The 26,272-nt window shown below is 56.3% G+C and carries 21 protein-coding genes and 4 tRNA genes; 7 read left to right on the top strand and 18 right to left on the bottom strand.

Annotated features, from left to right (window positions below; translation table 11 throughout):
• The first annotated feature begins 91 nt into the window (after positions 1-91).
• From hemC to DVA44_RS22770, 5 genes are all read left to right on the top strand, one after another.
• Positions 92-1,033, top strand: a complete 942-nt coding sequence (gene hemC / locus DVA44_RS22750; protein ID WP_103177450.1) for a hydroxymethylbilane synthase — start codon at positions 92-94, stop codon at positions 1,031-1,033.
• On the top strand, positions 1,030-1,770 hold the full coding sequence (gene hemD, locus DVA44_RS22755; protein WP_114388259.1) for a uroporphyrinogen-III synthase: 741 nt from the start codon (positions 1,030-1,032) through the stop codon (positions 1,768-1,770). The genes hemC and hemD overlap by 4 nt, the downstream gene beginning before the upstream one ends.
• A 21-nt stretch (positions 1,771-1,791) precedes the next feature.
• Positions 1,792-2,970 (top strand): uroporphyrinogen-III C-methyltransferase, encoded by a 1,179-nt coding sequence (gene hemX / locus DVA44_RS22760; protein ID WP_114388261.1) that lies wholly within the window; start codon positions 1,792-1,794, stop codon positions 2,968-2,970.
• A 2-nt stretch (positions 2,971-2,972) separates the two neighbouring features.
• Positions 2,973-4,172, top strand: coding sequence for a protoheme IX biogenesis protein HemY (gene hemY, locus DVA44_RS22765; RefSeq protein ID WP_103825327.1), 1,200 nt, complete (start codon positions 2,973-2,975; stop codon positions 4,170-4,172).
• Positions 4,173-4,332: 160 nt separating this feature from the next.
• Positions 4,333-5,538: an MFS transporter gene (locus tag DVA44_RS22770; RefSeq protein WP_114388263.1), complete on the top strand. Its 1,206-nt coding sequence runs from the start codon at positions 4,333-4,335 to the stop codon at positions 5,536-5,538.
• Positions 5,539-6,039: 501 nt separating this feature from the next.
• Here DVA44_RS22770 and DVA44_RS22775 read toward each other — a convergent pair.
• The 17 genes from DVA44_RS22775 to trxA all read right to left on the bottom strand — a co-directional run bounded on the left by DVA44_RS22775 (position 6,040) and on the right by trxA (position 21,265).
• A tRNA-Pro gene (locus tag DVA44_RS22775) sits at positions 6,040-6,116 on the bottom strand.
• A 43-nt stretch (positions 6,117-6,159) separates the two neighbouring features.
• Positions 6,160-6,245: transfer RNA gene (locus DVA44_RS22780), tRNA-Leu, on the bottom strand.
• Between the two features lie 21 nt (positions 6,246-6,266).
• Positions 6,267-6,342, bottom strand: a tRNA-His gene (locus tag DVA44_RS22785).
• A gap of 74 nt (positions 6,343-6,416) precedes the next feature.
• A tRNA-Arg gene (locus DVA44_RS22790) sits at positions 6,417-6,493 on the bottom strand.
• Positions 6,494-6,598: 105 nt separating this feature from the next.
• Positions 6,599-7,981: an amino acid permease gene (locus DVA44_RS22795; RefSeq protein ID WP_114388265.1), complete on the bottom strand. Its 1,383-nt coding sequence runs from the start codon at positions 7,979-7,981 to the stop codon at positions 6,599-6,601.
• 268 nt (positions 7,982-8,249) lie between these two features.
• A complete protein-coding gene (gene wecG, locus DVA44_RS22800; protein WP_114388267.1) occupies positions 8,250-8,990 on the bottom strand; it encodes a lipopolysaccharide N-acetylmannosaminouronosyltransferase in 741 nt (246 codons plus the stop codon).
• Between the two features lie 12 nt (positions 8,991-9,002).
• Complete coding sequence (gene wzyE / locus DVA44_RS22805) at positions 9,003-10,355, bottom strand: ECA oligosaccharide polymerase (RefSeq protein ID WP_114388269.1); 1,353 nt, start codon at positions 10,353-10,355, stop codon at positions 9,003-9,005.
• Positions 10,352-11,431, bottom strand: a complete 1,080-nt coding sequence (locus DVA44_RS22810; protein WP_114388271.1) for a TDP-N-acetylfucosamine:lipid II N-acetylfucosaminyltransferase — start codon at positions 11,429-11,431, stop codon at positions 10,352-10,354. Before DVA44_RS22810 ends, wzyE begins: the two co-directional genes overlap by 4 nt.
• Positions 11,428-12,678, bottom strand: a complete 1,251-nt coding sequence (gene wzxE / locus DVA44_RS22815) for a lipid III flippase WzxE (RefSeq protein ID WP_114388273.1) — start codon at positions 12,676-12,678, stop codon at positions 11,428-11,430. The genes DVA44_RS22810 and wzxE overlap by 4 nt, the downstream gene beginning before the upstream one ends.
• A gap of 1 nt (position 12,679) precedes the next feature.
• Positions 12,680-13,810: a dTDP-4-amino-4,6-dideoxygalactose transaminase gene (rffA, locus tag DVA44_RS22820; RefSeq protein ID WP_114388275.1), complete on the bottom strand. Its 1,131-nt coding sequence runs from the start codon at positions 13,808-13,810 to the stop codon at positions 12,680-12,682.
• A 4-nt stretch (positions 13,811-13,814) separates the two neighbouring features.
• Positions 13,815-14,492 carry a dTDP-4-amino-4,6-dideoxy-D-galactose acyltransferase gene (rffC, locus tag DVA44_RS22825; protein ID WP_114388277.1) on the bottom strand — a complete coding sequence of 226 codons (678 nt, stop codon included), beginning with the start codon at positions 14,490-14,492 and terminating at the stop codon, positions 13,815-13,817.
• Positions 14,489-15,751, bottom strand: a complete 1,263-nt coding sequence (gene wecC, locus DVA44_RS22830) for a UDP-N-acetyl-D-mannosamine dehydrogenase (protein ID WP_114388278.1) — start codon at positions 15,749-15,751, stop codon at positions 14,489-14,491. Before wecC ends, rffC begins: the two co-directional genes overlap by 4 nt.
• Positions 15,748-16,878: a non-hydrolyzing UDP-N-acetylglucosamine 2-epimerase gene (gene wecB, locus DVA44_RS22835; RefSeq protein ID WP_114316407.1), complete on the bottom strand. Its 1,131-nt coding sequence runs from the start codon at positions 16,876-16,878 to the stop codon at positions 15,748-15,750. The genes wecC and wecB overlap by 4 nt, the downstream gene beginning before the upstream one ends.
• Before the next feature lie 57 nt (positions 16,879-16,935).
• Complete coding sequence (gene wzzE / locus DVA44_RS22840; RefSeq protein WP_114388279.1) at positions 16,936-17,982, bottom strand: ECA polysaccharide chain length modulation protein; 1,047 nt, start codon at positions 17,980-17,982, stop codon at positions 16,936-16,938.
• A 12-nt stretch (positions 17,983-17,994) separates the two neighbouring features.
• Positions 17,995-19,098: a UDP-N-acetylglucosamine--undecaprenyl-phosphate N-acetylglucosaminephosphotransferase gene (wecA, locus tag DVA44_RS22845; RefSeq protein ID WP_114388280.1), complete on the bottom strand. Its 1,104-nt coding sequence runs from the start codon at positions 19,096-19,098 to the stop codon at positions 17,995-17,997.
• Between the two features lie 240 nt (positions 19,099-19,338).
• A complete protein-coding gene (rho, locus tag DVA44_RS22850; RefSeq protein WP_001054528.1) occupies positions 19,339-20,598 on the bottom strand; it encodes a transcription termination factor Rho in 1,260 nt (419 codons plus the stop codon).
• A gap of 337 nt (positions 20,599-20,935) precedes the next feature.
• Positions 20,936-21,265, bottom strand: a complete 330-nt coding sequence (gene trxA, locus DVA44_RS22855; protein WP_006179218.1) for a thioredoxin TrxA — start codon at positions 21,263-21,265, stop codon at positions 20,936-20,938.
• A gap of 144 nt (positions 21,266-21,409) precedes the next feature.
• Between trxA and rhlB the strand changes: the two genes are divergently transcribed.
• Positions 21,410-22,675, top strand: a complete 1,266-nt coding sequence (rhlB, locus tag DVA44_RS22860; protein WP_103825314.1) for an ATP-dependent RNA helicase RhlB — start codon at positions 21,410-21,412, stop codon at positions 22,673-22,675.
• Between the two features lie 4 nt (positions 22,676-22,679).
• The gene (gppA, locus tag DVA44_RS22865) at positions 22,680-24,164 is read left to right on the top strand and encodes a guanosine-5'-triphosphate,3'-diphosphate diphosphatase (RefSeq protein ID WP_114388281.1); all 1,485 of its coding nucleotides are present in this window, start codon (positions 22,680-22,682) and stop codon (positions 24,162-24,164) included.
• Positions 24,165-24,209: 45 nt separating this feature from the next.
• Here the strand turns inward: gppA and rep are convergent, their stop codons facing one another.
• Positions 24,210-26,231, bottom strand: a complete 2,022-nt coding sequence (gene rep, locus DVA44_RS22870; RefSeq protein WP_114388282.1) for a DNA helicase Rep — start codon at positions 26,229-26,231, stop codon at positions 24,210-24,212.
• Between the last annotated feature and the right edge of the window lie 41 nt (positions 26,232-26,272).

Raw genomic sequence — 26,272 nt, forward strand, 5'->3', positions numbered from 1 at the left:
CCTGTCCTGAACCCCTTCTACGTCCGTAAACCTGACAGTCCTGAGACAACAATGTTAGGATGGTCAGCAGACGATTAAGACGGTAACAAGCATGTTAGACAATGTTTTAAGAATTGCCACACGCCAAAGCCCCCTTGCGCTCTGGCAGGCACATTATGTTAAGCAGCGCCTTGAGGCCTGCCATGCAGGTTTGCGTGTAGAGCTGGTACCAATGGTGACACGCGGTGATGTCATCCTTGATACACCGCTGGCGAAAGTGGGCGGGAAAGGCCTGTTCGTAAAAGAGCTTGAACTGGCACTGCTTGAAGGTCGCGCCGATATCGCGGTTCACTCCATGAAGGACGTCCCGGTTGATTTCCCTGAGGGGCTGGGTCTGGTCACGATTTGCGAGCGGGAAGATCCACGCGATGCCTTTGTCTCAAATCACTACGACTCCCTGGATGCTCTGCCACAAGGGAGCATCGTTGGCACGTCAAGTTTACGCCGCCAGTGCCAGCTGGCCGAGTATCGCCCGGATCTCATCATCCGCTCCCTGCGCGGTAACGTTGGTACCCGCCTGAGCAAGCTGGACAACGGTGAATATGACGCCATTATTCTGGCGGTGGCTGGCCTGAAACGACTGGGACTGGAGTCGCGTATCAAGGCGGCGCTCTCCCCGGAACAGTCGCTGCCGGCCGTGGGCCAGGGCGCGGTGGGCATTGAGTGCCGACTCGACGATACTCGTACCCATGCGCTGCTGGCGCCGCTCAATCACGACGAGACCGCAATCCGCGTGCAGGCGGAGCGCGCTATGAATACCCGCCTGGAAGGGGGATGTCAGGTGCCGATTGGCAGCTATGCTGAATTAACAGATGGCGAACTGTGGCTGCGCGCGCTGGTTGGCGCGCCGGACGGTTCGCAGATGGTGCGCGGTGAACGACGCGGCAAACCGCAGGACGCCGAACAGCTGGGTATTTCGCTGGCGGAAGAGCTACTGGACAATGGCGCCCGTGAAATTCTCGCGGATGTCTATAATGGAGAACCCCCGGCATGAGTATTCTCGTCACCCGCCCTTCTCCCGCAGGAGATCAGTTAGTGAGCCGTCTGCGCGCACTGGGGCAGGTGGCGTGGAGCTTTCCGCTGATTGAGTTCACCCCGGGCCGGGAACTTCCCCTGCTCGCGGGCCATCTTGCCGCGCTGCGGGCCGATGACATGCTGTTTGCCCTGTCACAACATGCCGTGACATTTGCCCACGCCCGGCTGCAGCAGGAGGGCCAGCGCTGGCCGGATGCGCCGTGCTATTTCGCTATCGGCAGAACCACCGCCCTGGCGCTGCACACCGAAAGTGGCAAGCATGTTCGCTACCCGCTGGATCGGGAAACCAGCGAAGTGTTGCTACAATTACCTGAATTACAAACCGTTGTGGGAAAGCGCATTCTGATTTTGCGCGGCAACGGTGGGCGGGAACTGCTGGGCGACACGCTGCGTGAGCGTGGAGCAGAAGTGACATTTTGCGAATGTTATCAACGTTGTAATAAATACTATGACGGTGCAGAAGAGGCGATGCGCTGGCAGTCGCGCGGCGTCACTACCCTTGTGGTGACCAGCGGCGAAATGTTGCAACACCTCTGGTCGCTGATCCCACAATGGTATCGTGAAAACTGGTTACTCCGCTGTCGGCTTCTGGTCGTCAGTGAGCGTCTGGCGAACCTCGCCCGGGAACTGGGCTGGCAAGATATTCGGATCGCTGATAACGCCGACAACGATGCGCTGCTGCGCGCATTACAATAACTCTCATAATGGGAAGCCATAATGACGGAACAAGAAAAATCCTCCGCCGTGGTTGAAGAGACCAGGGAGACTGTGGACACCACGCCACAGCCAGAAACGACAGAGAAAAAGCATGGCAGCAATAAAACCAGTCTGGCGTTAAGCGCGATTGCTATCGCCATTGCGCTGGCCGCTGGCGTCGGTCTGTATGGGCTGGTGAAAAAACAAGCTACCAATCAGGTTGCCACGAACGACGAACTGGTGACGCAAATTACCGCCTTACAACAGGCGCAGCAGTCGCAAAAAGCCGAGCTGGATGGGGTAATTAAACAGCAGGCCGATCAGCTGGCCGCCGCCACCCGTAAGCAGGACGAGCTGACCAAACAGCTGGATGAAATGCAGCAAAAAGTGGCGGCCATTTCCGGTACCGATGCCAAAACCTGGCTGCTGGCGCAGGCTGATTTCCTGGTCAAACTGGCCGGGCGCAAGCTGTGGAGCGATCAGGATGTCACCACCGCTGCCGCGCTGCTGAAAAGCGCCGATGCCAGCCTGGGCGATATGAACGACCCAAGCCTGATCACTGCCCGCCGGGCACTCACTGCGGATATCGCCAGCCTGTCGACCGTTTCCCAGGTGGACTACGACGGCATCATCCTGAAAGTGAATCAGCTGTCGAACCAGATCGATAACCTGCGTCTGGCAGATAATAATGACGACGACTCCCCGATGGATTCCGACAGCAGCGAACTCTCCAGCTCCTTGAGCGAGTGGCGTATCAACCTGCAAAAAAGCTGGCAGAACTTTATGGACAGCTTTATCACCGTTCGCCGCCGCGATGAGACCGCCGTACCGCTGCTCGCGCCGAATCAGGACGTCTACCTGCGCGAGAACCTGCGTTCACGTTTGCTGGTGGCCGCGCAGGCTGTGCCTCGTCATCAGGAAGAGACCTACAAACAGGCGCTGGATAACGTCTCCACCTGGGTACGCGCTTACTACGATACCGACGATGCCACCACTACCGCCTTCCTCGAAGAGGTGGACAAGCTGAGTCAACAGAACATCACCATGAACGTACCGGATAAGCTGGAGAGCCAGCCGATTCTGGAGAAGCTGATGCAGACGCGCGTGCGTAACCTGCTGGCACAGCCGGGCGAAGCGGCGGAGCAGTCTCCTGCTCCAGCCCCTGCTCCCGCCCCTGACAGCGCACCGCAAGGAGAGTAATTATGTTAAAAGTTTTATTACTCTTCGCACTGCTGCTCGCCGGGATCGTGCTGGGTCCTATGCTGGCGGGTCATCAGGGCTACGTGCTGATCCAGACCGATAACTACAATATCGAAACCAGCGTCACCGGGCTGGTGATCATTTTGATCCTGGTAATGGTGGCGTTTCTGGCGATCGAGTGGATCCTGCGCCGCATCTTCCGTACCGGGGCCCATACCCGCAGCTGGTTTGTCGGCCGCAAGCGCCGCCGTGCCCGCAAGCAGACCGAACAGGCCCTGCTGAAGCTGGCCGAAGGCGACTATCAGCAGGTTGAGAAGCTGATGTCGAAGAATGCCGATCATGCTGAACAGCCGGTGGTCAACTATCTGCTGGCGGCGGAAGCCGCACAGCAGCGCGGCGACGAAGCACGCGCCAATCAGCATCTGGAGCGCGCCGCCGAGTTGGCTGAAAACGATCCGATCCCGGTGGAGATCACCCGTGTGCGCCTGCAGCTGGCGCGTAACGAAAACCATGCCGCCCGTCACGGCGTCGATCGTCTGCTGGAGATTGCGCCGCGTCATCCGGAGGTGCTGCGTCTGGCTGAGCAGGCCTATATCCGCACCGGCGCCTGGGGTTCGCTGCTGGACATCATCCCGTCGATGGCAAAAGCCGACGTCGGCGACGAAGAGCAACGCGACAGCCTGCAACGTCAGGCCTGGATCGGGCTGATGGACCAGGCGCGAGCCGATCAGGGCAGCGATGGCCTGAAAGCCTGGTGGAAAAATCAGAGCCGCAAAACGCGCCAGCAGGTGCCCCTGCAGGTGGCGATGGCGGAACACCTGATTGAGTGTGACGATCACGATACCGCCCAGAGCATCATCCTTGATGGCCTGAAACGCCAGTATGACGATCGGCTGGTAATGGTGATCCCGCGCCTGAAAACCAATAATCCGGAGCAGATCGAGAAAATGCTCCGCCAGCAGATCAAAACCGTGGGTGACCGCCCTCTGCTGTGGAGCACTCTGGGACAGTCGCTGGCCAGACATGGCGAATGGAAAGAGGCCAGCCTCGCCTTCCGCGCCGCGTTAAAACAGCGCCCGGATGCGTTCGATTATGCCTGGCTGGCGGATACGCTGGATAAACTGCATCTGCCGGAAGAGGCTGCCGAAATGCGCCGCGACGGTCTGTTGCTGACGTTGCAGAATAATCCCCCGCAGCAATAATTGCACAGGAGGCCTGACGGCCTCCTTTTTTATTTGCTACATTCTTTGCATCTTCTTCAGAGACCCATCTCCGCCAATGTAACGATCTCCTTTCATTGAACATTTTTTCTGTACACGCCTTTTACGGCGTGGATTAAATCGTTTTTGAAAGGATCGTTTCATGAACACGCTTTTGTATGCGCTTTTTTGCGCGCTCCGCAGCCACCGTTGGCTGCGCCTGCTGGCCTGCCCTTTTCTGTTTACCTCTGTGGGAAATGGCTTAACCCAGGTGATGGTCTTTGGTCTGCTGCTGGAGTGGCAGGCACCCGCCTCTTTACTGACCCTGGCATATCTGTTTGCCCTGCTACCGGGATTTCTGGGCAGCCTCGTCGGGGAGAAGTTCTGTATGCGTTTTTCACCCATCGGCCTGCTGCTCCTGACCGAGTGGCTGGGCCTGCTCGCCCTGCTTTTTCCTCTGCTGGGCATTCAGTTTCACAGCATGATGGCGCTGCTGGCGGTGCAGTCCACCGAGGCCTTTCTGACGGGCATGAGCTGGCCCGCGCTGGCCCTGCTGTTCCGACGAGGATTGTCCGAAGCCGAGCTGCCTGCGGCGACCTGCCTGGAGACGATGATTTTTGCTTCGCAGGTGCTACTGGGTACCGGGCTGGGTATTGTGCTGTTTCATCATCTACCCGCGCTGGCACTGCTGGGGATCGACGCGCTCACCTTTGCGGGCTCCTTGCTGATGCTGCGCCTCACCGGCAGCGCGTTGCCTTCTCTGGCGCCTGAGCAGGCAGCAGAAACCGAAAGACCGGTGGCGATGCGCTGGCAGGCACTGGGAGCGCAGCAAAAACGCAGCCTGTTGCTGCTTCCTGCCCTCGCCGCCGTGGGTTCACCCGCTATGGCGCTGCTGCCTGCACTGGCGCAGCAGATCGAGCCGAATGATGCTGCCGGGCTGGCCCTGCCTCTGCTTTTTGCCCGCAGCATGGGGCAGCTGTGCGGCCCGCTGCTGTTGAAAAGAGAGAGCCTGCCCCGCTACGCCGGGCAAAACCGCCTCCTGCTGACCTGCCTCGGCCTCTTTTTACTTGCCTACGGGACGATCCCGCTGCTATCGGGGATGCAAGCGCTGGGAGCCGTGTTTGTCGCTCATCTCGCCTCGAACGTCGTTTTTGCGGTGGGCACTTTTAGCCTGTTAAGCAGCTTTCAGGCTGACCTGATCTCCTCGGCCAGCGGCAGGGTCTGGCGATGGCAAACCGCCAGCGCATCGCTCTTTACCGGCCTCACGGCACTGGTTGCTGACGTGCTGGGGCCGTTGCAGGCGCTGTATGGCGTTTCGGGCTGTGCCCTGCTGATGGTGGTGGGGATCCTGACGCGCTACTGCAGATAAGGCATAAAAAAACGCCTGCTAAAAAGCAGGCGTTAAACAGGTCTGTTCGACAACTTGTGGTGCTTCACTCAACGTTGTGTCCATGGTGTTTGATGAGGCCGAAGCGACATCTGTCAGTGGACGATAAGCACCGTAAATGGCTCTGCGTCATTCCGGAGTTTATGAGGCACTAAGGCGAACATAAGAGGTGGAATGAGCATCTACACGTATATTATTGCATGCAATGTGCCAATGTTGCATCACGAAGTTGTATGGATCTCAACTTTTTAAGATAAAAGGAAATTATCCCTTTCAGCCAGGAAACAGGCAGCAGATTGGGCCGAAAACCAGGCCAAAGTGTCTCCAGGAAGAGACAGGCTGATGAGTGAAGCAATATATTGATTTACTTCAATAGGTTATATGTCACTTATTCACGACAGGCCAGGATATCGCTGTCGGCAATAAACAACAGGGGCAGGAAAAAAAGAAAACAAAAAACCCCGCCGAAGCGGGGTTCAAAATTGGTCGGCGAGAGAGGATTCGAACCTCCGACCCACTGGTCCCAAACCAGTTGCGCTACCAAGCTGCGCTACTCGCCGTTGTACTGCTTTTTGAATTTTTAGTTCAATTCATTAAAAGTCGTGGTGCGAGGGGGGGGACTCGAACCCCCACATCCTAAGGACACTAACACCTGAAGCTAGCGCGTCTACCAATTCCGCCACCTTCGCATTTCACAACTCTTTAAATAATGGGGTGGCTAATGGGATTCGAACCCACGACAACTGGAATCACAATCCAGGGCTCTACCAACTGAGCTATAGCCACCACTACTTGATTCTTTACTCTTTCACGCGGTTCTGCCTACTTAACAGACCACCGCAGCTCCAGCACCGGGTGAATGGTGCGCCCGACAGGATTCGAACCTGAGACCTCTGCCTCCGGAGGGCAGCGCTCTATCCAGCTGAGCTACGGGCGCTTAGCGCCGTTGCGGGGCTGGATATTACGGAGGTCTCGCTCTGCTGTCTAGTGCTTTTTTAAAATAAATGCGCGTTTGATTACAGTTTGCGCACTTTGCCGCATATTACTGCGTTTTGGCCCTTTCCACGTGTCGCCCCAGGCCAAAAAGCTTGTATCCCGCGCTAACGGCCGCCAGGAATATCGCCCCGACATACAGCGACATGCGGGTGTCTTCGTTGAAGTACATGCCGATCAGCACGCAGATCAGGAACGCCATCGTTAAATAGTTAGCCCACGGGAAGAGAATGGAGCGGAACGGATGGCTGGCGATCGCGTTTTTATGCGCCTGACGAAAACGCAGCTGGCTAATCAGGATCACAAACCACGGCACCATACCCGGCAGAACGCTGGCGCTGTAGACATAAACGAAGACACGCTGCGGGTTCGGGATGATGTAGTTCAGGCATGACCCCACCAGCAGAATAATAATCGAGATGGCAACGCCCACCACCGGCACTCCGGCGCGGGAGACTTTCCCCACCGCCGCCGGCAGCTGGCGGTTGTTCGCCAGCGCGTAGAGCATACGTCCGCAGCTGTACATGCCGCTGTTACAGCCGGAGAGCGCCGCCGTCAGCACCACAAAGTTGATAATCGCCGCCGCTGCGGTAATGCCGATTTTGGCAAAGGTGAGCACGAACGGGCTGCCGTTACTGCCAATCTCATTCCACGGGAAGATAGTGACGATGACAAAAATCGCGCCGACATAGAAGATGAGAATACGCCACAGTACCTTGCCCACCGCGCTGCGCAGGGTCACCTGCGGGTTTTTCGCCTCCCCGGCAGTGATCCCGATAAGCTCAACCCCCTGATAGGACGCCACCACAATGCAGAGCGCGGTCAGGAAGCCCTTCCAGCCGCCAGCAAAGAAGCCGCCGTGCTCGGTCAGGTTGCCAAACCCAATCGCCTGGCCGCCGTTACCCAGGCCGAAGAAGATCACCCCCACGCCGATGACAATCATCACGATAATGGTGGTTACTTTAATCATCGCAAACCAGAATTCGATCTCACCGTACAGACGCACGGCGGCCAGGTTCGCCAGCGCCACCAGCCCCACGGCGATAAGCGCAGGTATCCACTGCGCCATTTCCGGGAACCAGAACTGCACATAAACCCCAATGGCGGTGATCTCCGATATGCCCACAGCCATCCACATAAACCAGTACGACCAGGCCGTGAGATAGCCAAAAAACGGGCTCATATAGCGGTGCGCATAAACGGCAAACGAACCGGCGACCGGCTCAAGGAACAGCATCTCACCCATGGAGCGCATGATAAAGAAGACGAACAGCCCGGCGATGATATACGCCAGCAGGACCGACGGCCCGGCCCATTTCAGGGTGCTGGCGGAGCCCATAAACAGGCCCACGCCAATCGTCCCGCCAAGGGCGATGAGTTCGATATGACGAGCTTCCAGCCCACGCTGAAGCTCCGGTTTTTTCTCTGACATAAATCCTCGGTTGTGCTTGCGACTCTCCCGGCCTGCGCCGGTTATTGTTATAGGTACAGATGCGCTATCACAGGCTGTGCGTTATGGACCGTTTATGTTTACGGTTGATGCAAAAACAGCCTGGTACGGTAGTGACGGGGGGGAATGGTTTCTTAAATTTTGTGAAATGGCAAACGATGCGTTAAATAAATGAATATATTGTTGAGAAAAGCAGCAGATTTAAGGGGGGATCGCAGCGCGAGCAGTATATCGCGCTGCGTTTCAGATATTACAGGCGACCGGAGTAGTGCCAGCCGAGATAACGCAACAGACGGAGCTGGCGGGTGATCCGGCTCGGCTGGGATAACAGGCGATACAGCCACTCCAGCCCCAGGTTCTGCCACACTTTGGGCGCGCGCTTTACGTGGCCGGTAAAGACATCGTAAGTGCCGCCCACGCCCATATAGAGCGCATCCGGATAGACCTGACGGCAGTCGCGCATCAGGATCTCCTGGCGCGGTGAACCCATCGCGACGGTGATGATCTTCGCCCCGCTGTCACGAATGCGGGCAAACAGCGCCTGCTGATCGTCAGGGCTGAAATAGCCATCCTGGCTGCCGACGATATTTACCTGCCACTGGTCACGCAATTTCTGCTCGGTTTGCGCCAGCACCCCAGGTTTGCCGCCGACGAGGAAGACCGGCGTACCGTCTGCCCCCGCCCGCGCCATCAGCGCTTCCCAGAGATCGGCCCCCGCGACGCGAGAGATGTTCGCCCCCGGGTACTTCTTACGCACGGAGCGCACCACGCTTATCCCGTCCGCATATTTAAACTCGGCCGCCTCGATGAGGTCGCGCACCTGGGCGTTATCCTCAATGGTAAGCATTTTTTCTGCATTGATGGCCACCAGCGTGCCGGTTTTGATCCCGTCCCCGGCACAGAGATAGTCCAGCGCATGCTGCATATCACGCCAGCCGATCAGCTTCAGGCCCCGCAGGTCATACTGCGGTGCTGAGGTATTATCAGTCATTATTATCCTTACTCAGACTCGCGAAAGCGCCCTGCCGTTTGCCGGTTCGCGCTTATGCACTAACCCGGCGCTGTCGAACAGCCAGTACAGCAGCTTCGCCATCAGCAGACAGGCGCCAAAAACCACCATGAAAAAGACCACGCGGGAGACGAACGAATCCAGCCCTTCTCGCGCCAGTACGATCATATTGAAAATGGCACCGAAACAGAAACTATGCAAAATCGCTGCCTTATAGCGGTTGGTCTCCTGATTACCCAGCGTATAGAGCCAGTCGAACCATTTGATAATCAGCCCGACGGCAATCGCCCCCGGCAGGATAAACCAGCCGCCGCCCATCACCACCAGGGAACCGATCAGCGTCGGTGAGATGGCCAGTCCGGAATGGTTGTTCAGCACTTCCCAGGTAAAGTAGTTTGCCGTATTCAGCACCACGCCCGGTCTGTCCGGCCACAGCCAGGTGGGGATAAAGACATAAAAATCGCGAACAATGGGCGCCAGCCCCTGAAAATCGATTTTGTCGTAGTTTTGCAGCAGCAGGGCTAAGTTTTCCCACGGCGAGAAGGTGTCGCGGGTGAGGTATAAAAAGGTGTAAAACGCTTCGTCGCCGCTGACATCCATGCCGTAGCGCTTCAGCGCCAGCCAGAACATCCCCACAATTCCCAGCACGCCTGCCGCAGCCAGCATCCACAGCGAGATCCAGCCGCGAATAATGCCGATAAACAGGAAGATCGCGAAGGCGATAATGATGTTTGCGCGCGTGCCGCCGACAATCATATAGGTCAGCAGGCCAAAGGCCACGGTACTGACCAGAAAGAAGAGCCACGCCCGGGCACTCTGATGCAGGAAATAGATCACCAGCATCGCCGGAATGAAGAAATAGAAGAAGCGCTTGAGCGCTACCCCGGAGACTTCGCTGGAGAAGATCTGGCTGTAGGAGTGCAGTTTAAAGAGCAAAAAGCCGTTGTGCATGAAGAAGATACCGACAGTGACAAGGGCAATGCCCATCAGCATCATCCAGGTCAGATGCGTCTCAACCCGGTTCATGGTGAACAAAGGCCGTCGCGATGCGTCACTGCTGGCCGGTTTTAGCCGCGTCTTATAGGCGACGTAATAGACCCCATAGAAGCAGGTCGCCGACAGCAGCGCCTGCATGAGTATCTCCGGCGGTACGACGGCCACATCGAAGCGGAACACCAGCACGCTTGTCAGCGGAAAGCCGAAGTAAAAGGTCAGCAGAAACAGCAGCGAGAAGAAGACGTTGAAGTTAAAGCGCACCCGGCGGAATTCAAACCACGTCAGCGTGGCGATAAACAAGGCGCTCAGAAGCCAGATCACCAGCAGGCCGCTAAATTGCAACTGGCTCATGTATTCTCTCCTGAGGCGATCCGCAGCGCCTGATGCCACGGCGTAAGGTAGTTCGGACTGAAGAAGTCGATGGCGTTTTTATCCACCTGCGCAAGCTGTCGCTGGGCTTCACGCACCACCTCTTCGTTCAGGTCATCGGTGGTAAACAGCACCGGAATGTGCTGTTCAGCCATGTCCTGCCAGAACGGGTTTTCGCGATTAAGCACGCAGGGAATGCCCGCCTGAATCAACAGACAGAGCGTGCCGATCCCCTGCTGGCGCGCAAAGATGAAATAGCCCAGATCGCACTTACGCAGCAATGCCAGGTAGTCATCAAAGGCCAGCTTATCGCTGAGGATCTGCAAATTGTCCGGGCTGAATAATGCCTGTCCGCTCTGACGGACTTCATCGATGTATGCCGCGTTATTAGCAGGATAGCCCATCGGCACGATCACGTTGACCGTATCGCCAAATTGCTGATGCACCGCCTTTAATGCCGCAATATGTTCGTTACTGCGATCCCCGGAGTTACCCACCAGAATCGTCAGTTTACCCTCGCGTTTCACCTCCCGGGCTAACCCGTTCAGCGACGGGTCCATGCGGGTCGGGAAATAGAGCAGTTCACCGCGCACGTTCGGGTGCTGTTTTGCGAAATAGTTCAAATCGCCGCGGGTGGCAAAGATGCAGCCCACCCGCCCCTGCGCCATGCGCCGCAGCGGGTAGAAGAGCCGGAACTTCCAGCCCCGGGAGACTTCATACAGGTCGGCGCCCCAGATATGCCAGTTAAACTGCGCGGGCGTGATCCCACCACTCAACAAGGCCAGCCACAGGCCAGTATTAAACTGCCCGTGAAAAAAGAAACGCTGCTGGCGGTTAGCTTTGGCTTTGGCGATCACCGCTTTCGCAAGCGTAGCTTTGTCCGGCCAGAAGGTCAGCTGCAGTGCCGGGAAGGCGGCGCTGAGGTCGGTGTCCTTACCCACCACCATAAATTCCCGTGCCAGCGCGCTGCCGGGAGCCAGTTCATCGTTAAAGAACCGCAGTACGGTCTGGTTATGGTGTGGGATATCCGATCCCAGGACGTGAATCAGTGCAGTCATGCGCGTTTATGCCAAAGTAAAAAGACGCCGCAACAGGCAGCAAAATAGACAATATAGGTGGCCATATAGGCCTGAGCCGCTCCCAGCGCGCCGTGCGCGGGGATCAGCCAGTGAGAGAATGCCGTCAGCAACGCAAACTGGCTGATTTCCGCCAGAATGTAGAGCCGCAGCGACGCCTTAGCAATCACCAGATAGCCAAAGACGTAAGCGCCTACTTTCAGTACGTCCCCCACCAGCTGCCAGGCGAACAGGTCGCGCATCGCGGTAAATTTGGCGGAAAACAGCAGCCAGATGGCGACATCGCGCAGCAGCCAGACGGTAAAGCTGGCAACAGCCACCGCCGGTAAGACGAAGCGCAGCGAACGGAGGATCTCGCGGGTGATCTCCTGCCGGGCAGTGAGCCGTGAGAGCGTAGGCAGCAGGTAGACGCTAAAGGAGGCGGTAATAAACTGCAGGTAGGCATCCGAGATACTGCTGACCCCCTGCCAGATCCCCACCTCATCCCAGCTGTAATGCGCCGCCAGCAGGTTTCGCATCATCACGTAGGCCACCGGCAGGGTGACGGAGGTAATGAGCGCCATCAGGGTAAATTTGCCCAGCTGTCCCGCAAGGAGCTTGTCCCATTTCGGCTTGAGATAGTGCAGCGGAACAGTGCTTCTGCGCATCAGCATTATCGCCGCCGGGATCACCACCAGCGCTGGGACCAGTGCCAGCCCCAGCAGCGCGCCTTCGTAGCCGCCGAGGCGATAGCAGACGTAATAGGCGATCACGCCAATCACGCTGCCGACGATCAGCGCCAACGCATTGCCGGCGGCATCGCGGAAGCCCTTCATCAGTGCCAGCAGCAGGTTAGCCCAGGCGATGCCCATTTGCACCAGCGCCACCAGCCGTACCAGGCCCTGATAGCCGGTGTGACCAAACAGCCCCTGACTGATGGGTGCGGCCGCCAGTAAAAAGATGACCGCCAGCAGGGTGGAAAAGCCCAGCACCATCGCCGATGAGGTGCCCACCACCGTGCGCAGCTGCGCCGCATCATCATGATACTGCGCGATGTACTTGGTCACGCCGTTGAAGATCCCCGCCCCGGCCAGTACACCGAGGACGGTGACCAGCTGACGGAAGTTACCCGCCTGCCCGACGCCCGCCGGGCCAAAAGAGACGGCCAGCAATTTGACGACCAGCAGTCCCGCGCCGATCTTGACGAGTGTGGACGCGGCGGTCCACACCGATGCTTTTGCCAGAGACATATCAGCCGAAATAACTCAGCAGGGTATTGATCACCGTGCGCTGGTTGACCGCAGCGAGGTTGTAGAACAGCGGTAAGCGGAGTAACCGCTCACTTTCTTTGGTGGTAAAGCGATCCTCACCCGCGAACTGACCAAAGGCTTCCCCTGCCGGACTGGAGTGGAGCGGAATGTAGTGGAACACCGCCAGGATTTCGGCCTCTTTCAGATACGCGATAAGCGCGCTGCGATCGTCGTTATCCCGCAGCTTGATATAGAACATATGCGCGTTATGCACGCAGTCTGCCGGAATGGTCGGCAGCTCGATACGGCCTTTACGCGCCAGCGGGGCCAGCGCATCGTAATAAGTCTGCCACAGCGCCAGACGCTGCTGGTTGATGCGATCGGCCGCCTCCAGCTGGGCCCACAGGTACGCCGCTTGCAGATCCGCCATCAGATAGCTGGAGCCGATATCGCGCCAGGTGTACTTATCCACCTGCCCGCGGAAGAACTGGCTGCGATTAGTCCCTTTCTCGCGGATGATCTCCGCACGCTCCACCAGGGCGCGATCGTTAATCAACGTCGCGCCGCCTTCACCGCCAGCGGTGTAGTTTTTGGTTTCGTGGAAGCTAAAGCAGCCGATGTGCCCGATGGTGCCCAAGGCGCGGCCCTTGTAGGTGGACATTACTCCCTGTGCGGCATCTTCCACCACGTACAGGTTATGCTTTTTGGCAATCGCCATGATGGTGTCCATCTCGCACGCCACCCCGGCATAGTGTACCGGCACGATGGCGCGGGTCTTGTCAGTGATCGCCGCTTCAATCAGCGTCTCGTCGATGTTCATGGTATCCGGGCGGATATCGACAAAGACGATTTTCGCCCCGCGCAGCACGAAAGCGTTGGCGGTGGAGACAAAGGTGTAGCTCGGGATGATCACTTCATCGCCAGGACCAATGTCCAGCAACAGGGCGGCCATCTCCAGCGAGGCGGTGCAGGAGGGGGTCAGCAGGACCTTCGCGCTCTGAAAGCGCTGCTCCATCCACTGCTGGCAACGGCGCGTATAGCCGCCATCGCCGCAAAGTTTGCCGCTGCCCATTGCAGACTGCATGTAATCGAGTTCGGTGCCCACCACGGGAGGCGCATTAAATGGGATCATCTTGTCACCTGTATAGCCAGTAAGCGGTCGTTTCGATGTTGCCGCCGCTTGCGATATAACGTTTAAGCGCGGCGGTGTTGCCCATCTGGGTCGCCACCCGCAAAGTAGAATTCTGCTGTTGCTGCGCCCAGTGCAGCGCCGCCTGCATTAACTTCTCGCCCATGCCGCGCCCGGCCAGCAGACCGATACGCGCCTCGTTGTCGCTGAGCTTGCGCAGGGAGACAAAGCCCTGGATGGTGCCATCCGATGCACGGAACACCAGGCAGAGATGGTCGAAGGTGCCTTTTACCGCATTTTCGATCCATCGGGCATAGAAGCGACCGCTGTCGTCAGGGGCGTACCACGGCGCACGAAAGCGGCTCTGCGCAAAGGCCTGAGCAGCCAGCTGGCGCAGCGCCGGGATATCCTGCTCCGTCGCAGGTTCCGCGCCAGGGCAAGCGTGTTGCGTCACGGTAATGGCGAGATCGGCTTCGCCTTCCACCAGCCTGAAGCCCTGCGCCTGCAACGCGTCCAGCCAGTCGGCACGGGTGGCCGGAACTTTGGCCTGCAGCCGCTGCCAGGCGTCCAGCTCAGATGCCTCCAGCAGCGGAGCATCATCAGAGAGGCGCACAAGCGCCGTGGGAAGGGCAAAAAACTCGCTTTCCCACTCCAGCGGCTGTAACGCACCGTGCAGCTGACTCAACGCCAGACCCCTTTGGTATCGACGATAAATTCCTGACGGACGGCCTCGCCCGGGATCGCTTTGAACTCGCTATGGTCCACCAGCAGCACCAGAACATCGGCGGTTGCCAGCGCCTCTTCAACGCTTGTCAGGGTGCAGTGACCGGCCAGTTTTTTCGGCAGTTCATGAATATTCGGTTCAACCACCTGCGTTTCGCCGCTGTGCCAGTCGGCAATCATCTCGGCAATTTCCATCGCTGGGCTTTCACGCAAATCGTCGATGTTCGGCTTAAAGGCGAGACCAAAACAGGCGATGGTTACTTCGTTCGCCCGCTTGCCGCTCTGCGTCAGGTAATCTGCCACCGTGGCCTTCACCTGGTTCAGTACCCAGTGCGGCTTGCTGTCGTTGACTTCGCGGGCGATACGGATAAGACGCGCCTGCTGAGGGTTCTGCGCCACGATAAACCACGGGTCGACCGCGATGCAGTGACCGCCTACGCCCGGACCGGGTTGCAGGATATTGACGCGCGGATGGCGGTTCGCCAGACGAATCAGTTCCCAGACGTTAATCCCCTGATCGGCGCAAATCAGCGACAGCTCATTGGCAAACGCAATATTCACATCGCGGAAGCTGTTTTCGGTGAGTTTGCACATCTCAGCGGTACGGGAGTTGGTCACCACGCACTCGCCTTCGAGGAAGATGTTATAGAGCTCGCTGGCGCGGGCGGAACAGACCGGGGTCATGCCGCCAATAACCCGATCGTTTTTAATCAGTTCGACCATCACCTGCCCCGGCAGCACGCGCTCCGGGCAGTAGGCGACGTTGATATCGGCCTGCTCGCCCGCCTGCTGCGGGAAAGTGAGATCCGGGCGCGCCTCAGCCAGCCACTGGGCCATTTGCTCGGTGGCACCCACCGGTGAGGTGGATTCGAGGATCACCAGCGCCCCTTTTTTCAGTACCGGGGCGATGGATTTCGCTGCCGCTTCGACATAGGCCATATCCGGCTCATGCTCGCCTTTGAACGGCGTCGGCACGGCAATCAGGTAGGCATCGGCAACCACCGGCGTGGTACTGGCCCTGAGGTATCCCCCTTCAACGGCGGTTTTTACCACCTTGTCGAGATCCGGCTCAACGATATGAATTTCACCCTTGTTGATCGTCTCAACCGCATGCTGGTTGATATCAACACCCACTACCTGTTTTTGACGGGAGGCAAATGCCGCCGCCGTGGGCAGCCCAATATAGCCAAGACCAATGACAGAAATGGTAGTAAAACTCATAGCGATACCCGATTGTGTTTAAGTGCGTACAAAATGCGGTCACAGGCCTGGCCGTCACCATACGGGTTATGGGCCCGGCTCATGGCCTGATACTCTTCATTGTTATGCAGCAGGCGCGTCACCTCTTCCACGATGGTTCGTGAATCGGTCCCTACCAGCCGCACCGTTCCCGCTTTAACCGCTTCAGGACGTTCAGTGGTTTCACGCATCACCAGCACCGGTTTCCCCAGTGAAGGCGCTTCTTCCTGAATACCGCCTGAATCCGTCAGGATCAGCCAGGCATGGTTCATCAGCCAGACGAATGGCAGATAGTCCTGCGGCTCAATAAGTATGACGTTTTTGACATGCCCCAGGATGCGGTTGACCGGCTCGCTGACGTTAGGGTTCAGATGCACCGGATAAACGATCTGAACATCTTCATTACGCGCGGCGATTTCAGCCAGCGCATGGCAGATTTGCTCGAAGCCCTGGCCAAAACTTTCCCGTCGGTGTCCGGTAACCAGAATCATCTTTTTACCGTTGGCGAGGAACGGATACTGTTCAGCCAGTTGCCCACGCAGGCTCTCGTTCGCCAGCACCCGGTCGCGCACCCAGATCAGCGCGTCGATCACCGTGTTGCCGGTGACAAAGATGTGCTGGTCGTTAACGTTTTCGCGCAGCAGGTTTTGGCGGGAGTTCTCGGTTGGCGCAAAGTGATACATCGCCAGATGCCCGGTCAGAGTCCGGTTCGCCTCTTCCGGCCACGGGGAGGAAAGATCGCCCGTACGTAAGCCAGCTTCAACATGCCCAACCGGAATACGTTGATAGAAGGCCGCCAGACTGGTGGCGATGGTGGTGGTGGTATCGCCATGCACCAGCACGACATCCGGCCTGAACGACTCCAGAATAGGTTTTAACCCTTCCAGAATACGGCAGGTAATTTCGGTTAGCCCTTGTCCCGGCTTCATAATATTGAGGTCGTAGTCGGGAACAATGGAAAAGAGTTTAAGGACCTGATCCAGCATCTCCCGATGCTGCGCGGTAACGCAAACTTTCGCCTCAAAATGAGGGTCACTTGCCAGCGCATGGACCAGAGGCGCCATCTTGATGGCTTCCGGCCTTGTACCAAAGACAGTGAGTACTTTCACATCGATTCTCTTCGATTAAGCGATGAAGGCCAGGTGCCTTCATCGTAGATGGCGTTCTTAAATTTTGCGACGACGGGTTAATGCCACGCCTGCGCCAATTAAAGCACCCACAATCCCCCACATAATCATCAGGAATGCGCGACGTGGACTATCGCGTTTTACAGGTTCTTCAGGTGTTCGCAAATAACGATAGGTCTGAAAACGTGGGTCCAGTGTCGGACCTACGTTGAGGGTGTTGAGCATGGCACGGTTCTGGTCATAATCGAGGTCAAAATCTGGCCCTACGGCCTGCAGATTTTCCAGGCGCGCCTGGAGCATAGGACGACCCAGCAGGAACATTTCAGAATCGGGCAGTTCATCGGCAGGCACGTCGGTTTCGCTGCGCGAGATATTGCTCTTTTCAGCAATCTTCAGCGCCTGATCGATGTTATGCACCCGGCGGTTAAAGATGGCTTTGGCCACCTCTTCCTGACGTTTGACCTGCGCTTTCATCTGCACGGTACGTGCCGCCCAGGCGCCTTTCAGCTCATCATTAAGATGGCTTGCCGCGCGCTGGCTGGCAAAAGCGACATACTGACGCAGCAGGTTGTTAGCATCCGGCGCCGTTTCAGCGATCAGCTTGACGCTGTCGTTGATGTTGCGCAGCGGATCGCCCGCCATAAACTGGATGTTGTTGATCAGCTCATCCAGCAGGGCGGCATCGGCTTTGCTGTTGCCGACCATTCGCTGTTTGAAATAGTCGGTCTGGTTCCAGAAATCGCGGCGCGTATCCCAGGAGGCGAGCTGCATAACAAACTCTTTGTAGGACTCGTCCATTACCGAGGACTGGTCGGTGGTCGCAGGATTCGCTTTTACATCCAGATTACGCAAAAACTGTTGCTGAGAGTAGAAGCCTCCGAGCATGTTCACTGTAGGACGGTCGGTAATCGCCGTCGCGCTCCACTCTTGTCTGGCGAAAAAGGTATAGGCCAGGGCGATAAGTGCAAAGCCCAGCGCAATGCCTGCAATCCAAAACTTGCCCGCCCATAACACGCGGAACAAGCCACGAACATCCAGCTCATTCTCAGTTACCACTGATTTTGCTCCCGCCAACGGTTGAGTCATTACAGTCCCGATTTACTTAGTTAAAGTTGGGTTGTTGCCATTATTTCTACGCATACGGCGTTTTACGCGTTTAATAAAGCGCGCCACTTTCCATGCGCGTTTAATACAGTAGCCGTACAGGAAAAATGCTAGCAAGAATAATACCAACATTACCCATTCAGGAATGAAATGTGCATATTCTGCGGCAACGCCAATCCCGGCTAACAGCGCAGCGGCCAGCGTAATTAAGACAAATGCCTGACGTGAGGTGAAGCCGGCGCGCATAATAAGATGGTGAATATGCTGGCGGTCCGGGGAGAAGGGACTCATGCCTTTACGCAGACGGCGGTACATAATTGCCACCATATCCATCAGCGGAATGGCGATGATCCACAGTGCCGTCACCGGACTGATTGGATGGGTATTACCCTGGGTGGTTTCCAGCAGGATCCAGATAACGGTAAAGCCAATCAGCGTACTTCCGGCATCACCCATAAAGACTTTGTAGCGACGCCCCAGTACACCGAGGTTAAGGCAGATATAAGGCAGAATGGCAGCGATCATCGCGAAGCACCACATCGACAGGCTGTACTGGCCGTCGAACCAGAGGATGATGCCGATAGCCGCGAAGGAGACGCTGGAGAGTCCGCCAAGCAGACCGTCAATGCCATCTACCATGTTAAAGGCGTTAATCGCCGCCCACACGGCAAATAGCGTCAGGAAGTAGCCGAATGGCCCCAGTACCATCTCCCAGGTGCCAAAAATGTAGCCAAGGCTGCTGAGATACAATTTCCCCACTACCATCATGATGACGCCGATAGCCGCCTGAACCGCGGCGCGGAATTTGACGCTGATGTCGTATCGGTCGTCCAGTGCCCCAACCAGCACCAGCACACCGGCGCAGGCCAGATAGAGTGCTGCATGAGGAATGTAATAATCCGCAATGGCGAAGGTGAAGCAGATACCCGCGTAAACAGAGATCCCACCAACCAGCGGAATCAAGCCTTGATGGCGTTTACGATAATTGGGCTTATCCACCAGTCCGACTCTCTTCGCGACCTTACGGGCGAGGAATAAAAAGCAGGTGGTGAAAAGAAAAATACTGATTAGCTCAGTCACCGCAGTGAGTAGATTCACAATGGATGCTCTCAACAAATGTTAATCCCGAAAGTATAACCTTGAAGGCTCGGCTCCAGAAGGAAAAAGCAGGCCTCGCCCAAGTCCCTTTGTTTATTTTTCAGACAATTACTTTTCTACTTTGACGAAAATTCCGATTTTCGTCCCTGGCAGAATAATTTGACATCTTACAGTTACAGCGTATAAGCCATAAAAGAAAAACGCCACGTAAAAACGTGGCGTTTCGGCGCTTTATTTATATTACGAGCGTTTCATCATATCGAAGAAATCATCGTTAGTTTTCGTCATCGCCAGCTTGTTAATGAGGAATTCCATCGCGTCGATTTCACCCATTGGATGGATAATTTTGCGCAGGATCCACATTTTCTGCAGCTCTTCCTGAGTGGTGAGCAGCTCTTCTTTACGGGTACCGGAACGGTTGTAGTCGATAGCCGGGAAGACGCGTTTTTCAGCGATTTTACGCGACAGGTGCAGTTCCATGTTGCCTGTACCTTTAAACTCTTCGTAAATCACTTCATCCATCTTCGAACCGGTGTCGATCAGCGCGGTTGCGATGATGGTCAGGCTACCGCCCTCTTCCACGTTACGCGCAGCACCGAAGAAACGCTTCGGACGATGCAGGGCGTTGGCATCCACACCACCGGTCAAGACTTTACCGGACGCCGGAACCACGGTGTTATAGGCACGTGCCAGACGGGTGATGGAGTCAAGCAGGATGATAACGTCTTTTTTATGTTCAACCAGACGCTTCGCCTTCTCGATAACCATTTCCGCAACCTGAACGTGGCGAGATGCCGGTTCGTCGAAGGTAGAGGCCACAACCTCACCTTTCACCAGACGCTGCATCTCGGTCACTTCTTCCGGACGTTCGTCAATCAGCAGTACCATCAGTACGCAGTCTGGGTGGTTGTAAGCGATGCTCTGCGCGATGTTCTGCAGCAGCATGGTTTTACCCGCTTTTGGCGGAGCGACAATCAGACCACGCTGGCCACGACCAATTGGCGAAGCCAGATCCAGAACGCGAGCGGTTAAGTCTTCGGTAGAACCGTTACCACGCTCCATGCGCAGGCGAGAGTTCGCATGCAGCGGCGTTAAGTTTTCGAACAGGATCTTATTGCGCGAGTTTTCTGGTTTGTCGTAGTTAACTTCGTTAACTTTCAACAGCGCAAAGTAGCGTTCACCCTCTTTAGGAGGACGAATCTTACCTGAAATGGTGTCACCAGTGCGGAGGTTGAAACGGCGGATTTGGCTGGGAGAAACGTAGATATCATCAGGACCGGCGAGGTAGGAGCTGTCTGCAGAGCGGAGGAAACCAAATCCGTCCTGCAATATCTCCAGCACACCGTCGCCAAAGATATCTTCGCCACTCTTTGCGTGCTGCTTCAGGATGGCAAAAATGATGTCCTGCTTGCGCATACGAGCCTGGTTTTCCAGCCCCATATTTTCGCCGAGAGTGATCAGCTCAGAAACCGGCGTATTCTTTAATTCGGTAAGATTCATAATGGTGTGGGTTCTTAAACTCGGGGTAATACTCGAACTTAATTTGTGAATGGTATGGCAGGGTCATCCATGCCTGTTAACGGCTATCAACTCATGTCTGTTCGCTGTCTGCTCACAGGGAAAGCACAGAACTGAAACGACAAGACGGATTGAGTGACAAGCCCGGAATCTATCCACTTCTCGCGCTGTTTATGTCAACAACGGGAAGTATCGGGTAAAACAAGATTCAAACAACAAGGTATGTTTAAAACGAAGTCATAGCTAACTTAGCACGACTCAAGCCGGGCGTCCAGAGATCCAAACAATTTAGAAACCCTGGACGCACAGACGAGAAGCCTTACGCCAGATTGGCGTCCAGGAACTCTTTCAGCTGACCTTTGGACAGTGCGCCCACTTTAGTCGCTGCCACTTCACCGTTCTTAAACAGCAGCAGAGTCGGGATGCCGCGGATGCCATATTTTGGCGCGGTGCCCGGGTTCTGGTCGATGTTCAGTTTAGCCACGGTCAGTTTGCCCTGATATTCGTCGGCGATCTCATCCAGAATCGGGGCGATCATTTTGCAAGGACCACACCATTCAGCCCAGAAATCGACGAGGATCAGCCCGTCAGCTTTAAGTACGTCCGTGTCAAAACTGTCGTCAGTCAGGTGAATAATTTTATCGCTCATATATAACTCCACAGGAATAAGCCTGGCGCGTTGATCTCGCATCCATCAACGACCTGTTGATGTAGCATTAACCAACTAAAGGTTGACTTTATTTCACCGGATACGCTTTCGTAAAGCAATAGTAAGCTGATATTCTACCACACTATGAGCAAAACACATTTAACAGAACAGAAGTTTTCCGACTTCGCCCTGCACCCAAAGGTGATTGAAGCCCTTGAAAATAAAGGGTTTCATAACTGCACACCCATTCAGGCTCTCGCCCTTCCGCTGACGCTGGCGGGTCGCGACGTTGCAGGGCAGGCGCAAACCGGTACCGGCAAAACGATGGCGTTTTTAACGTCAACGTTTCATTATTTACTCTCTCATCCGGCAATTGCTGACCGTAAAGTTAACCAACCGCGCGCGCTGATTATGGCACCGACGCGAGAACTGGCGGTACAGATCCACGCTGATGCAGAACCACTGGCGCAAGCTACCGGCCTGAAACTCGGCCTGGCCTACGGCGGTGACGGTTATGACAAACAGCTGAAAGTGCTGGAAAGCGGCGTCGATATTCTGATCGGCACCACCGGCCGTCTTATCGATTACGCGAAACAGAACCACATTAACCTCGGCGCTATCCAGGTTGTGGTGCTGGACGAAGCAGATCGCATGTACGATCTCGGCTTTATTAAAGATATCCGCTGGCTGTTCCGCCGCATGCCTGCCGCTAACCAGCGTCTGAATATGCTGTTCTCGGCCACGCTCTCTTATCGCGTCCGTGAACTGGCGTTCGAACAGATGAACAATGCCGAATATGTCGAAGTGGAACCGGAACAGAAAACCGGCCACCGTATTAAAGAAGAGCTCTTCTACCCTTCTAACGAAGAGAAAATGCGTCTGCTGCAGTCGCTCATTGAAGAAGAGTGGCCGGATCGCGCGATCGTTTTCGCCAACACCAAACACCGCTGTGAAGATATCTGGGGCCACCTGGCTGCGGATGGACACCGTGTTGGTCTGTTGACTGGCGATGTCGCACAGAAAAAACGTCTGCGCATTCTTGAAGAGTTTACCCGTGGCGATCTGGATATTCTGGTTGCAACGGATGTCGCTGCGCGCGGTCTGCACATTCCGGCGGTTACGCACGTCTTCAACTATGACCTGCCGGATGATTGCGAAGATTACGTTCACCGTATCGGACGTACCGGTCGTGCGGGTGCCAGCGGGCACTCCATCAGCCTGGCCTGTGAAGAGTACGCGCTGAACCTGCCAGCAATTGAGACCTATATCGGCCACTCAATTCCGGTCAGCAAATACAACCCGGAAGCGCTGTTGAGCGAACTTCCACCGCCGAAACGCCTGACCCGAGCGCGTTCTGGCAATGGTCCGCGCCGTAACAGCGCACCGCGTAATCGTCGTCGTTCAGGCTAAAAATATGCTCCGGTCTACCTCGCTCTATGCAGCTATTGATTTAGGTTCGAATAGTTTTCATATGCTGGTTGTACGCGAGGTGGCGGGCAGTGTTCAAACGCTGACGCGTATTAAGCGCAAGGTCCGCCTCGCGGCGGGCCTGAGTGCTGATAATCACCTCTCTCCAGAAGCCATGGAGCGCGGCTGGCAATGTCTGCGTCTTTTTGCCGAACGCCTTCAGGATATCCCTTCTCAGCAAATCCGCGTTGTCGCTACCGCAACCCTGCGTCTGGCGGTGAATGCCGGTGAATTTATTGCCACGGCCCAGCAGATCCTCGGCTGCCCGATACAGGTGATCAGCGGTGAAGAAGAAGCCCGCCTGATTTATCAGGGAGTAGCGCATACCACGGGCGGTGACGAGCGTCGTCTGGTGGTAGACATCGGTGGCGCAAGCACTGAGCTGGTCACCGGTAATGGCGCCCAGGCGACATCCCTGAACAGCTTATCGATGGGCTGTGTCACCTGGCTTGAACGCTACTTCACCGATCGCAATCTGGCGCAAGAAAACTTTGATGACGCAGAAAAAGCCGCGCGCGAAGTGCTGCGTCCGGTGGCGGATGAGCTGCGTTATCACGGCTGGAAAGTCTGCGTCGGTGCTTCCGGCACCGTTCAGGCGTTGCAGGAAATCATGATGGCGCAGGGGATGGATGAGCGCATCACGCTGGCGAAACTTCAGCAGTTAAAACAGCGCGCGATCCTCTGCGGCCGCCTGGAAGAGCTGGAAATTGAAGGACTCACCCTTGAGCGCGCACTGGTCTTCCCGAGCGGGCTGGCGATCCTGATTGCCATTTTCACCGAACTGAATATTCAGTGCATGACCCTTGCGGGCGGCGCCCTGCGAGAAGGTCTGGTCTACGGCATGCTGCATCTGGCGGTCGATCAGGATATTCGCGACCATACGCTGCGCAACATCCAGCGGCGATTCATGGTCGATATTGAACAGGCGCACCGGGTAGCGAATCTGGCGACACGTTTCCTCGATCTCGTCGAAAATGAGTGGCATATTGAGCCCATCTGCCGCGAATTACTGCTTAGCGCCTGCCAGTTACATGAAATGGGCCTGAGCGTCGATTTCAAACAAGCGCCGCTACACGCGGCGTATCTGGTGCGCAATCTCGATTTGCCCGGCTTTACCCCGGCGCAAAAGAAATTGTTGGCCACGCTGCTGTTAAACCAGACCAACCCTGTCGATCTCTCTTCGCTCCACCAGCAAAACGCGGTTCCGCCGCGCGTGGCGGAACATCTGTGCCGCCTGCTGCGTCTGGCGATCCTCTTTGCCAGCCGTCGCCGGGACGATCTGTTGCCGGCCATCACGCTGAAGGCGGAAGGTGAGAAGCTGACGCTAACCTTGCCGGAAAACTGGCTGGAGACGCATCCGCTGGGAGCCGAAATGCTGGTACAGGAGTCCCAGTGGCAGAGCTACGTGCACTGGGCGCTTGAGGTTCATTAATTACGACGATATGCCCGGTAGCGCTACGCATACCGGGCCTTCAGACTAGCGGTTTTTCGCTTTTTCCATCATGGCGCGAATATTGGCGATGCTGGCCTGCCCCTTGTGCATCCGCTCTTCGGCGGTAATGACCTTACGTTCCTGCTCCCAGAGTACGTCATCCTGCGGTAACTCCAACAGGAAGCGGCTCGGCTCCGGACGCACCAACTCTCCATACTGACGCCGCTCCTTACACAGCGTAAATGTCAGCTCTTTTTGCGCCCGCGTGATGCCTACATAGGCCAGACGACGCTCTTCATCGACGTTATCCTCATCGATACTGCTCTGGTGCGGCAGTAAGCCCTCTTCCATGCCCACCAGATAGACATACGGGAACTCAAGCCCTTTCGAGGCATGCAGGGTCATCAGCTGCACCTGATCCGCCTCTTCTTCGCTTTCGCCGCGCTCCATCATATCGCGCAGGGTAAAGCGAGTGACGACCTGGGTCAGGGTCATCGGCTCGTCGATATCGGAACCTTCCAGCATCTCAGTCATCCAGCTGAAGAGCTGGTTGACATTCTTCATCCGCATCTTGGCCGCTTTCGGGCTGGCGGAAGTTTCATACAGCCAGGATTCATAGTCGATGCCGCGGATCAGATCCCGCACCGCATTAATCGGTTCCCGCTCGCTCAGTTGCTGGATCTCACGCAACCAGTAGGTAAAGCGGGTCAGCGATTCATAGCCGCGCCCGGTCAAGGTCTGGCTCAGGCCCATATCAAAGCTGGCGTTCAGCAGGCTCTTGTTGCGGGTCATCGCCCACTCGCCCAGTTTTTGCAGCGTCGCCGGGCCAATCTCGCGCTTCGGCGTATTGACGATCCGCAGGAAAGCGCTGTCATCATCCGGGTTGGTCAGCACGCGCAGATAGGCGAGCAGATCCTTGATTTCCGGGCGCGAGAAGAACGAGGTTCCGCCGGAAATTTTGTACGGAATACGGTTCTGCATCAGCATCTTTTCAAAGACGCGCGACTGGTGATTCCCGCGATAGAGAATGGCGTAGTCTTTGTAGTTGGTTTTGTTCACGAAGTGATGGGCAATCAGTTCGCCCGCCACGCGCTCGGCTTCGTGATCTTCGTTATTGGCGCTCAACACCTTAAGCTCAGTGCCATAGCCCAGCTCGGAGAAGAGGCGCTTTTCAAAGACGTGCGGGTTGTTGGCGATCAGGATGTTTGCCGCCTTCAGAATACGCCCGGATGAGCGGTAGTTCTGCTCCAGCTTGATCACCTGCAGTGCCGGGAAATCTTTACTGAGCAGGACCAGGTTTTGCGGACGAGCGCCGCGCCAGGAGTAGATCGACTGGTCGTCATCGCCCACCACGGTAAAACGCGCCCGCTGCCCCACCAGCAGTTTCACCAGCTCGTACTGGCTGGTATTGGTGTCCTGATATTCATCCACCAGCAGGTAGCGGATCTTGTTCTGCCAGCGCTCGCGCACCTCTTCATTACGCTGCAGCAGCAGCGTGGGCAGCAGGATCAGGTCGTCAAAGTCGAGCACGTTGCAGGCTTTGAGATGATCGTTATACAGGCTGTAGCAGTGGGCGAAGATCCGATCCCGCTCCCCTTTGGCGCTTGCGGCGGCCTGGGCAGGGCTCATCAGATCGTTTTTCCAGTTTGAGATCGTGGAGATCAACTGCTGCAACACCATTTTATCATCTTCGATCAGCCCTTCAGTAAGCTCTTTCAGCAATGCCACCTGATCGGTATCGTCAAACAGCGAGAAGTTAGCTTTCATCCCCAACGCCGCATATTCGCGCTTAATGATATCCAGACCCAGGGTATGGAAGGTGGAGATCATCAGGCCGCGGGCCTCTTTGCGTCCTAACGTCTGCCCGACACGCTCTTTCATCTCGCGCGCCGCTTTGTTGGTAAAGGTCACCGCGGCAATGTGGCGTGCCTGATAGCCGCAGCCGCGGATCAGGTGGGCGATTTTGTTGGTGATGACGCGGGTTTTACCGGAACCCGCCCCTGCCAGCACCAGGCATGGTCCAGTAACGAATTCGACCGCTTGTTGTTGTCCAGGGTTTAAACGCATGGGAATATTGCTCAATCTTCGAACGGGGTGGGGATTGTAGC

Source organism: Leclercia sp. W17, assembly GCF_003336325.1.
GTDB lineage: Bacteria > Pseudomonadota > Gammaproteobacteria > Enterobacterales > Enterobacteriaceae > Enterobacter.

Coding starts and splice junctions, on each gene's coding strand:
- hemC (WP_103177450.1), top strand. CDS start 92: ATGTTAGACAATGTTTTAAGAATTGCCACACGCCAAAGCCCCCTTGCG.
- hemD (WP_114388259.1), top strand. CDS start 1,030: ATGAGTATTCTCGTCACCCGCCCTTCTCCCGCAGGAGATCAGTTAGTG.
- hemX (WP_114388261.1), top strand. CDS start 1,792: ATGACGGAACAAGAAAAATCCTCCGCCGTGGTTGAAGAGACCAGGGAG.
- hemY (WP_103825327.1), top strand. CDS start 2,973: ATGTTAAAAGTTTTATTACTCTTCGCACTGCTGCTCGCCGGGATCGTG.
- DVA44_RS22770 (WP_114388263.1), top strand. CDS start 4,333: ATGAACACGCTTTTGTATGCGCTTTTTTGCGCGCTCCGCAGCCACCGT.
- DVA44_RS22795 (WP_114388265.1), bottom strand. CDS start 7,981: ATGTCAGAGAAAAAACCGGAGCTTCAGCGTGGGCTGGAAGCTCGTCAT.
- wecG (WP_114388267.1), bottom strand. CDS start 8,990: ATGACTGATAATACCTCAGCACCGCAGTATGACCTGCGGGGCCTGAAG.
- wzyE (WP_114388269.1), bottom strand. CDS start 10,355: ATGAGCCAGTTGCAATTTAGCGGCCTGCTGGTGATCTGGCTTCTGAGC.
- DVA44_RS22810 (WP_114388271.1), bottom strand. CDS start 11,431: ATGACTGCACTGATTCACGTCCTGGGATCGGATATCCCACACCATAAC.
- wzxE (WP_114388273.1), bottom strand. CDS start 12,678: ATGTCTCTGGCAAAAGCATCGGTGTGGACCGCCGCGTCCACACTCGTC.
- rffA (WP_114388275.1), bottom strand. CDS start 13,810: ATGATCCCATTTAATGCGCCTCCCGTGGTGGGCACCGAACTCGATTAC.
- wecC (WP_114388278.1), bottom strand. CDS start 15,751: ATGAGTTTTACTACCATTTCTGTCATTGGTCTTGGCTATATTGGGCTG.
- wzzE (WP_114388279.1), bottom strand. CDS start 17,982: ATGACTCAACCGTTGGCGGGAGCAAAATCAGTGGTAACTGAGAATGAG.
- rho (WP_001054528.1), bottom strand. CDS start 20,598: ATGAATCTTACCGAATTAAAGAATACGCCGGTTTCTGAGCTGATCACT.
- trxA (WP_006179218.1), bottom strand. CDS start 21,265: ATGAGCGATAAAATTATTCACCTGACTGACGACAGTTTTGACACGGAC.
- rhlB (WP_103825314.1), top strand. CDS start 21,410: ATGAGCAAAACACATTTAACAGAACAGAAGTTTTCCGACTTCGCCCTG.
- gppA (WP_114388281.1), top strand. CDS start 22,680: ATGCTCCGGTCTACCTCGCTCTATGCAGCTATTGATTTAGGTTCGAAT.
- rep (WP_114388282.1), bottom strand. CDS start 26,231: ATGCGTTTAAACCCTGGACAACAACAAGCGGTCGAATTCGTTACTGGA.